Annotated in this window: 7 protein-coding genes; 5 read left to right on the top strand and 2 right to left on the bottom strand. The window is 75.1% G+C overall.

What is annotated here, in order from left to right; genetic code table 11:
* Positions 1–204: 204 nt before the first annotated feature.
* On the bottom strand, positions 205–957 hold the full coding sequence (locus RZ84_RS32165; protein WP_043267959.1) for a PaaX family transcriptional regulator C-terminal domain-containing protein: 753 nt from the start codon (positions 955–957) through the stop codon (positions 205–207).
* Positions 958–1,071: 114 nt separating this feature from the next.
* On the opposite strand from RZ84_RS32165, the gene RZ84_RS32160 reads away from it, so the two are divergent.
* The 5 genes from RZ84_RS32160 to RZ84_RS32140 all read left to right on the top strand — a co-directional run bounded on the left by RZ84_RS32160 (position 1,072) and on the right by RZ84_RS32140 (position 6,913).
* Entirely contained in the window at positions 1,072–2,721 is a 1,650-nt protein-coding gene (locus tag RZ84_RS32160; RefSeq protein ID WP_043267957.1) for an acyl-CoA dehydrogenase family protein, read from the top strand.
* Entirely contained in the window at positions 2,721–3,488 is a 768-nt protein-coding gene (locus tag RZ84_RS32155) for a crotonase/enoyl-CoA hydratase family protein (RefSeq protein ID WP_043267955.1), read from the top strand. The genes RZ84_RS32160 and RZ84_RS32155 overlap by 1 nt, the downstream gene beginning before the upstream one ends.
* Positions 3,485–4,027 carry a DUF1990 family protein gene (locus tag RZ84_RS32150; RefSeq protein WP_043267953.1) on the top strand — a complete coding sequence of 181 codons (543 nt, stop codon included), beginning with the start codon at positions 3,485–3,487 and terminating at the stop codon, positions 4,025–4,027. The genes RZ84_RS32155 and RZ84_RS32150 overlap by 4 nt, the downstream gene beginning before the upstream one ends.
* 114 nt (positions 4,028–4,141) lie before the next feature.
* The gene (locus RZ84_RS32145; RefSeq protein ID WP_043267951.1) at positions 4,142–6,289 is read left to right on the top strand and encodes a SpoIIE family protein phosphatase; all 2,148 of its coding nucleotides are present in this window, start codon (positions 4,142–4,144) and stop codon (positions 6,287–6,289) included.
* A 135-nt stretch (positions 6,290–6,424) separates the two neighbouring features.
* A complete protein-coding gene (locus RZ84_RS32140; RefSeq protein WP_043267949.1) occupies positions 6,425–6,913 on the top strand; it encodes a hypothetical protein in 489 nt (162 codons plus the stop codon).
* A gap of 54 nt (positions 6,914–6,967) precedes the next feature.
* Here RZ84_RS32140 and RZ84_RS32135 read toward each other — a convergent pair whose 3' ends face one another.
* Positions 6,968–8,365 (bottom strand): NADP-dependent succinic semialdehyde dehydrogenase, encoded by a 1,398-nt coding sequence (locus tag RZ84_RS32135; protein WP_043271489.1) that lies wholly within the window; start codon positions 8,363–8,365, stop codon positions 6,968–6,970.
* Positions 8,366–8,652: the final 287 nt, after the last annotated feature.

Here is an 8,652-nt window from a genome sequence, read left to right as displayed (position 1 = left end):
CGGCGGGCCGCCGGACGGCGCAAACCTGCCCGGCGCACCCGAGGGCCGACGACCACCCGGCCCCGCGCGCCCCCGCCCGCGCCGGCACGCTCCGCGTCGCTGCGCGTCACCGCGCTGCCCGTGCGCCCCTCGGCCGTACCGACCTGCCGTACGAAGGGGTCCGCGACCACCGTGCCAAGGGGGTGGCACGTGCGCCGGGCAAGCTCACCCCTCGCCGTCGGGCGCCAGGTATTGCCGCAACAGCTCCCGCAGTTCGGCCTCGAACGCGTCGTAGCGCGACCGGAGTTCAGACCCCGGCCACCCCTCCGGCAACAGGGGTGGCGGGAGCAGGGGGTCGGTGAGCAGATGCCGGAGCACCGCGGCCGAGACGGTGAAGCGTGCGGCGGGTGTGCCGGCCCGGTCCAGCGCCGCGAGCAGTTCCCGCGCCCCGGCCGCCCAGCCGTCCAGGTCCCACAGCCCGCGGGCCAGTGCGGCGGGATCGCCGTCCGGGGCACCGGTGAACCAGGTGCACTGCGCGGTGACGACGGCCGGGCGGGGCCGGTCGAGGTTGGCGGGGCGCAGCCAGCTGCCGGCCCGCAGCTCGGCCAGCCGCAGCGCCGCCATGGCCTGGCGCAGCGCGGTGCGGTCGGCGGCCGGCCGGCGCTCCGCCGTGGTGACCACGGCGATCTCCCACTCCCCGTGCCAGGGCCGGGTGCGCGGCGACCGGCTCTCGTCCTGCCGGGCCTGGCGCGCCAGCAGCCGGGTGGTGAGACCGTACGAACCGGCCCGCTGCTGGAGGTCGCCGGCCGCGACCATCCGCGAGAGCGCGACCCGGACCGTGCCCTCGGCGATGCCGAAGAGCTCCCCGACCCGCACCAGTGCACGCGCCGGAAGCCGCGGCGGATGATGCCCGAGCAAGGTGCTCAGCACGATGGAGCGGGCCGTCAGCGGGCGCAGCGCGAGGGGGTCGTCGTTCATAGGTGCCGCGAAGTCTAGCCAGCGGTACGGGCGGTGCCCCCGTGTGGCACCGGTCGCAGGCTCGACGGTCTTACATACTTCCCGCAGCTGTGCAAAATCTGTAACGTCGGTGCCATGACCGTCACCCATGACGTAACGAATCAGGCCCCGCCGCTCCTCGATTTCACCGCGGCCGACGAGCCGGCCCTGCTGGCGGCGCTGCGCCGGGAGGGCGCCGGCTGGGGCGAGCGCGAGGTGGCCGAGCTCGGCGCGCTGGCCGGTTCGGCGGCGGTGCAGGAGCAGGCGCGCTGGGCGGAGGAGCAGCCGCCCCGACTGCACACCCACGACCGGTACGGGCACCGGGTCGACGAGGTGGAGTTCCATCCGGCCTGGCACCAGCTGATGACCGCCGCCGTGGCGAACGGTCTGCACGCCGCACCGTGGGCCGACGACCGCCCCGGGGCGCATCTGGTGCGGGCCGCCAAGTTCTATGTGTGGTCGCAGGCCGAGCCGGGCCACGGCTGCCCGATCTCGATGACCTACGCCGCGGTCCCCGCGCTCCGCGCCGCGCCCGAACTCGCCGCCGAGTACGAGCCGTTGCTCGCCTCCCGGACGTACGACTTCGGGCTGCGGGCACCGCTGACCAAGCGGGGGCTGATCGCCGGGATGTCGATGACGGAGAAGCAGGGCGGCTCGGACGTACGGACCAACACCACCCGCGCGGTGCCGGCCGGCGACGGCAGCTACCGGATCACCGGCCACAAGTGGTTCACCTCGGCCCCGATGAGCGATGTGTTCCTCGCGCTGGCACAGACCGAGGAGGGGCCGAGCTGCTTCCTGCTGCCGCGGGTCCTGCCGGACGGCACCCGCAACGGCATGCGGCTGATGCGCCTCAAGGACAAGCTGGGCAACCGCTCCAACGCCTCGTCGGAGATCGAGTACGAGCAGGCGGTCGCCTGGCCGGTGGGCGAACCGGGCCGCGGGGTGCGGACCATCGTCGAGATGGTGAACATGACGCGGCTGGACTGCGTGCTCGGTTCGGCGGCCGGGATGCGGGCCGGGCTGCGGCAGGCGCTGCACCACACCGCCCACCGCCGGGCATTCGGACGGGAGTTGGACCGGCAGCCGCTGATGCGCGCGGTGCTCGCCGATCTCGCGGTCGAGTCGGAGGCGGCGACGCTGCTGGCGATGCGGCTGGCCGCCGCGGTGGACCGGTCGCAGGCCGGGGACGGGCAGGAGGCGGCGCTGCGCCGGCTGGCGCTGGCGGCCGGGAAGTACTGGGTGTGCAAGCGCGGCAGTACGCATGCCGCGGAGGCGCTGGAGTGCCTGGGCGGCAACGGGTACGTCGAGGAGTCCGGCATGCCGCGGCTCTACCGCGAGGCACCGCTGCTGTCGATCTGGGAGGGCTCGGGGAACGTCGCCGCGCTCGACGTGCTGCGCGCGCTGGGCCGGGAACCCGCCGCGCTGGACGCGTACTTCGCGGAGGTGGACGCCGCGGCGGGGGCCGACCGACGGCTGGACGCGGCGGCGGCCGGGCTGCGCACGATGCTCGGCGAACTCACCGATCCGGAGCGGGCGCAGCTGATGGCGCGTTCGCTGGCGGAGCGGATGGCGCTGGTCCTCCAGGGGGCGCTGCTGGTGCGGCACAGCCACCCGGCGGTCGCGGACGCGTTCTGCGCCTCGCGGCTGGGCGGCGAGTGGGGCCACGCGTTCGGCACGCTGCCGGCCGGCGCCGATCTGGCGGCCATTCTGGGACGGGCCCGGACCGGCGGGGACGGCGCCTGATGTCCGTACGGGTGGAGCGCGCGGGTCCGGTGACGACCGTGGTGCTGTCCCGGCCCGCTTCCCGCAACGCGGTGGACGGCCCGACGGCGCGGCAACTCGCCGACGCCTTCCGCGCGTTCGAGGCCGATGCGGGTGCGAGCGTGGCGGTGCTGTGGGGCGAGGGCGGGACGTTCTGCTCCGGTGCCGACCTCAAGGCGGTCGGCACCGGGCGCGGCAATCGCGTGGCGACGGACGGCGACGGCCCGATGGGGCCGACCCGGATGCGGCTGAGCAAGCCGGTGATAGCGGCGGTCGCCGGGCACGCGGTGGCCGGCGGGCTGGAGCTGGCGCTCTGGTGCGATCTGCGGGTGGCGGAGGAGGACGCGGTCTTCGGGGTGTTCTGCCGCCGGTGGGGGGTGCCGCTGATCGACGGCGGCACGGTGCGGCTGCCCCGGCTGATCGGCGCGAGCCGGGCGATGGACCTGGTGCTGACGGGGCGTGCGGTGCCGGCCGTGGAGGCGCTGGACATCGGGCTGGTGCACCGGCTGGTCCCGGCCGGCGCGGCCCGCACCGAGGCGGAGCGGCTGGCCGCGGAGCTCGCCCGCCTCCCGCAGGCGTGCCTGCGCAGCGACCGGGCGTCCCTGCTGGACCAGGAGGAGCAGTCCGGACCCGCCGCCATGGCGGCCGAACTGCGCTATGGACAGGCCGTGTTGGCGGACGCCCTCCGGGGCGCGGCGCGGTTCGCGGCGGGGGCCGGACGGCACGGTGCGGCGGACGACGGCCGATGAGCGCAGCAGACCTCGGCCCCGCCGATCTCACGTATCCGGAGCGCGGCGGCACCCGGCACGACCCGCTGCCCGCCGGCTACCACCACCTGCGCGTGGCGCTGCCGCTCGGCCACGGCCGGGCGGTGTTCGACGCGGCCGGTGCGGCGGTCACCGGCTTCCGGATGCACCGTGCCGCGGGCACCCGCATCAGGGCCGGCGCACCGCGGGCCGCACCGGGTGTGCCGGTCGACGTCTCCGTGGGCATCGGACCACTGCGGGTGACCGGCCCGTGCCGGGTGGTGTGGACGGTGGCCGACACGGACCGGATCGGCTTCGCGTACGGGAGCCGGGAGGGGCATCCGGAGTGCGGCGAGGAGGCGTTCGTCGTCGAGCTGCGGACGGACGGCTCGGTGTGGTTCACGGTCACCGCCTTCAGCCGCCCGGCCCGGTGGTTCACCCGGCTTGCGGGGCCGCTGGTCACGGTGTTCCAGCACTGCTACGTCCGCCGACTCGGCCGCACCCTCCGCCGGTTGGTACACCACCCGGCCGCTGCCCGCTGACATCCGCACGTCCGTGCCCGATCCACGTGCCGCGGGCCCCTGCACTGTGACGCCGTTACAGTGTGTGACCGGAGCGGGCGTGCGGGCCCTGGGGGCCCCGCCTAAGGTGTTCGCATGGCCCAGCGGCCCCCCGATCCCTCCACGGAGGGCTACGACCCCCGTGCCGACCGGAACCCGCCCCGGGTCGAGGAGAACGTGCCCGGGGTGTCCGACCACGAGCCCATCGCACTGCGCGAGCGACTCTCGCTCAACCGCATGGGCACCTTCGACTGGGACCTGGACACCGGGTTCATGGATCTGGACGCCGGGGCGATGGAGGTCTTCGACCTGCGGCCGGGCGAGTACGACGGCGGGCCGATGTCGCTGATCTCCCGGGTGCCGCCCGAGGAGGGCACCCGGCTGGACGCGGCGCTCGCCCAGGCCCTCCAGGACGGCAACGCATCGTACGGCGCGTACTTCCGGGTCCGGTGCCGCGACGGGACCCGGCGCTGGACGCACTCCCAGGGGCGGATCCTGCGCGACAAGGACGGCGTGGCGTACCGGGTCGTCGGCATCGTCCGGGAGGCGACCGGCGAGCTGGCCGACTCCGCGCTGCTGCGCTCGCTCCAGCGGGAACGGCAGCGGCAGACCGTGATGGTGCAGCAGACCACGGCCGCGCTGGCCCGCGCGCTGTCCGTGGCGGATGTGACGCGGGTGCTGACCGGCCCCGGCGGCGCCCGGCGGTTCGGCGCCGACGGGCTGGTGCTCGGCCTGGTCAGGAACGAGCGGTTCGAGATCATCGCCGCCGCCGGAATGGCCGGCGACGTCCCCGACGACATGATGAACTCGCGGCTGGACGACACCCTTCCGCTGTCCGACGCGGTGCGCTCCCGCCGGCCCAGCTTCCTCGGCACCCGCGGCGAGCTGATCGCCCGCTATCCGCGGCTGCGCCCGTACGTCGACCTGCTGCCGACCGGCAGCGCGGCGTTCCTGCCGCTGGTCGCCCAGGACACCGTGATCGGGGCGCTGGGGCTGTTCAGCCAGGAGCCGGCGGTGCACTCGCAGGAGGCCCGGAACCTGGCGCTGGCGCTGGCCGGTGTGGTGGCGCAGTCGGTCCAGCGGGCGACCCTCTTCGACCAGGAGCGGGAGTTCGCCACCGGGCTCCAGGCGGCGATGCTGCCGCGCCGGCTGCCGCCCATCGCGGGCGGCGAGGTCACCGTCCGCTACCACCCGGCGGGCGGGGGGCGCGATGTCGGCGGCGACTGGTACGACGTGATCGCCCTGCCCCAGGGGCGGATCGGGCTGGTGGTCGGCGACGTCCAGGGCCACGACACCCACGCGGCGGCGGTGATGGGCCAGCTCCGGATCGCGTTGCGCGCCTACGCCGGCGAGGGGCACACACCGGAGACGGTGCTGGTGCGGTCCTCCCGCTTCCTGGCCGAGCTGGAGACCGAGCGCTTCGCGACCTGCACCTACGTCCAGGCGGACCTGGAATCGGGGGCGCTGCACATCGCCCGCGCCGGCCACCTCGGCCCGCTGATCTGCAACAGCTCCCGGCACACCGACTGGCCCGAGGTCCGCGGCGGGCTGCCGCTGGGGCTGGCCACCGGCTTCGGGCAGGACCACTTCCCGGAGACCCAGGCGTTCCTGGAGCCCGGTTCGACGCTGCTGCTGTGCACCGACGGCCTGGTCGAGCAGCCCGGCCGAGACATCTCGGCCGGCATCGACGCGCTCTCCGCCGCGGTCCGCGCCGGCCCCGCCGACCTGGACGCGCTGGCCGACCAGCTCTCCGCCCATCTGTGGGCCGAGCCCGGCTCGGACGACGACATGGCCCTCCTGCTGCTGCACCGGCACGCCGTCCCCGGGGAGGCCGCGACGCCCCGGCTGCGGCTCCATGTCCACCAGGCCGATCCGGCGGGTACCGCGGAGGTCCGCTCGGCGCTGCGCCGCACGCTGGACCAGTGGCGGGCGGGTGCCCTGACCCACAACGTCGAGGTCGTCGCCTCCGAGCTGATCGCCAACGCCCTCACCCACACCGAGAGCGGCGCCCTGGTCTCCGTGGAACTGCTGCCCGGCACCCCGCCACGCATCCGGCTGGAGGTCGAGGACCGCTCCAGCCAGTGGCCGCGCCGGCGCCGGCCCGGCGAGACCGCGACCTCCGGGCGCGGGCTGCTGCTGGTCGAGGCGCTGGCGGACCGGTGGGGCGCCGAGCCGCGCGGGTCCGGCAAGGCGCTGTGGTGCGAGTTCGCCCTGCCGGACGCCTCGGCGCGGTCCGCGGACTGAACTGCCGCGCCGCGCAGGGCCGTTGCGTGGCGGACGCCCCGCCGGGACCGAGCCGCCGGAATCGCGCCGACCGCCGCGTCCACCGTGCCAGGATGGCGGCGACGTCGGCCATGGGGAGGGCACGATGCGGGGGGGATGAGTGCCGGGCGTTGGTTCCCGGGCAAGGGCGCCGGCCGCGCCGTACTGATCGGAACCAGCCGCTTCATAGTGCCGATCTGCCCGGCATCCCCTCGGTCGCGGCCAACCTCCAGACACTGCGGGCGGCGCTCACCCACCCCGACCGGGGCCTGCTGTATCCGGACCACTGCCGGCCAGAAGGCGTTCAACGGTGCCCAGGCCGTCATCACCGTCGCCGGCCACTACGGCAGCCCGGTCCGGGCGGGCACCGCCGACGCCGGGACCAACTCCGGCGAGGCGTGCCGGGCGGTGGCCGAGAGCAACCCGCTGGGTGCCGACACCGACGCCGGGAAGATCACCCCCGGCACGGTCCGGTGCATGGTGGCCACGCGGAACCAGGTGGCGAAGACGACCTTCGAGAAGGTGGACAGCACGGACGCCAGCAGCAACGCCAGGGCGGACAACCCGACGTTCGAGCTGTCCGTCACCGTGTGGGCCGCGCCCTGACCGGCCATTGAGCGGCAGGCGCGCGCCGGCCGGCCGTGGCGTCTGGCGCCCGGCTCAGTCCTCCGGCCCGTACCACAGCGTCGTGATGTTGCAGAACTCGCGGATGCCGTGCCCGGAGAGCTCCCGTCCGTAGCCGGAGCGCTTGGCGCCGCCGAAGGGGAGGCCGGGGTGGGAGGCGGTCATGCCGTTGAAGAAGACCCCGCCGGCCTGGATGTCCCGTGCCAGCCGGGCCTGTTCGCCGGCGTCCCGGGTCCAGGCGTTGGAACCGAGCCCGAACGGCGTGTCGTTGGCGAGGGCGATCGCCTCGTCCAGGTCGGCGACGCGGTAGAGCGCGGCGACCGGCCCGAACGCCTCCTCGCGGTGGATCCGCATGCTCGGGGTGACGCCGGTCAGCACGGTCGGCTCGTAGAACCAGCCGGCGCGCTGTCCCGGTGGCCGCCGGCCGCCGCAGAGGGCGCGGGCGCCCTGGTGGACCGCGTCGTCGACGAGTTCCTCCAGGTCGGAGCGGCCCTGCTCGCTGGCGAGCGGCCCGATGTCGGTGTGCTCGTCCATCGGGTCGCCGACGGTCAGCGCCGCCATGCGGGCGGTGAACCGCTCGCAGAAGGCGTCGTGGATGTCCTGGTGCACGATGAACCGCTTGGCCGCGATGCACGACTGCCCGTTGTTCTGGACGCGGGCGGTGATCGCGACCCGGACGGCCTTGTCGAGGTCGGCTGAGGGGAGGACGAGATACGGGTCGCTGCCGCCGAGTTCGAGGACGGTCTTCTTGACCTCGTCGCCGGCGATCGCGGCGACCGACCGCCCGGCGGGCTCGCTGCCGGTCAGCGTGGCGGCGGCGATCCGCGGGTCGCGGAGGATCTCCTCGACGGCGGCGGCGCCGACCAGGAGGGTCTGGAAGCAGCCCTCGGGGTAGCCCGCGCGGCGGAAGAGCTCTTCCAGGTAGAGCGCGGTCTGCGGCACGTTCGAGGCGTGTTTGAGCAGCCCCGTGTTGCCGGCCATGAGGGCGGGGGCGGCGAAGCGTACGACCTGCCAGAGCGGGAAGTTCCAGGGCATCACGGCGAGGACGGTGCCGATCGGGCGGTAGCGGACCACGGCGCGAATCGCACCGGAGTCGCTGACGTCGGCCGGGTCGGGATGCTCATCGGCGAGCAACTCCTCGGCGTGGTCGGCGTACCAGCGCATCGTCTTGACGCATTTCGCGGCCTCGGCACGGGCCTGGGCCAGGGGCTTGCCCATCTCGGTGGTCATCGTGCGGGCGATGCCGTCCCGGTCGGCCTCCAGCAGATCGGCGGCGGTGTGCAGGAGTTCGGCGCGGCGGGCGAAGGTCGTGCTGCGGTGCTCCTGGAACGCCAGGTCCGCGCGGACCAGGCGGTCTTCGATCTCGCCCGCGTTGAGCGCGTCGAAGGTCTTGAGGGTCTCGCCGGTGGCCGGGTTGACGGTGGCGATCGCCATGATCAGCACCTCCTTGGCGGTGCGGGAGTGGTGCGCTGCGGAAGGGGCGCGCCGGGAGCGGGCGCGGCGGCCGTCCCCGGTGCGCGTACGGATGCGGCGCGCCGGGGCGCCCCTAGGTGAGCGGTGACGGGGCCGGGGACGGCTCCGGGACCGGGTCGGGGCCGGGCCCGGGGGGCCGCGGTACCGGTGAGGGCTCCGGCGGGATGGGGTCGGGCGGCGCGGGCGGGGTCGGCGGGCCGGGGAGCGGCTCCGGGACCGGGCTCGGCGGGGGCTCCGGGACGGGGCTC

The organism is Streptomyces sp. CT34 (assembly GCF_000805335.1).
Classification (GTDB): domain Bacteria; phylum Actinomycetota; class Actinomycetes; order Streptomycetales; family Streptomycetaceae; genus Streptomyces.
This window is presented reverse-complemented; position numbering and strand designations above follow the sequence as displayed.

Coding starts and splice junctions, on each gene's coding strand:
- RZ84_RS32165 (WP_043267959.1), bottom strand. CDS start 957: ATGAACGACGACCCCCTCGCGCTGCGCCCGCTGACGGCCCGCTCCATC.
- RZ84_RS32160 (WP_043267957.1), top strand. CDS start 1,072: ATGACCGTCACCCATGACGTAACGAATCAGGCCCCGCCGCTCCTCGAT.
- RZ84_RS32155 (WP_043267955.1), top strand. CDS start 2,721: ATGTCCGTACGGGTGGAGCGCGCGGGTCCGGTGACGACCGTGGTGCTG.
- RZ84_RS32150 (WP_043267953.1), top strand. CDS start 3,485: ATGAGCGCAGCAGACCTCGGCCCCGCCGATCTCACGTATCCGGAGCGC.
- RZ84_RS32145 (WP_043267951.1), top strand. CDS start 4,142: ATGGCCCAGCGGCCCCCCGATCCCTCCACGGAGGGCTACGACCCCCGT.
- RZ84_RS32140 (WP_043267949.1), top strand. CDS start 6,425: ATGAGTGCCGGGCGTTGGTTCCCGGGCAAGGGCGCCGGCCGCGCCGTA.
- RZ84_RS32135 (WP_043271489.1), bottom strand. CDS start 8,365: ATGGCGATCGCCACCGTCAACCCGGCCACCGGCGAGACCCTCAAGACC.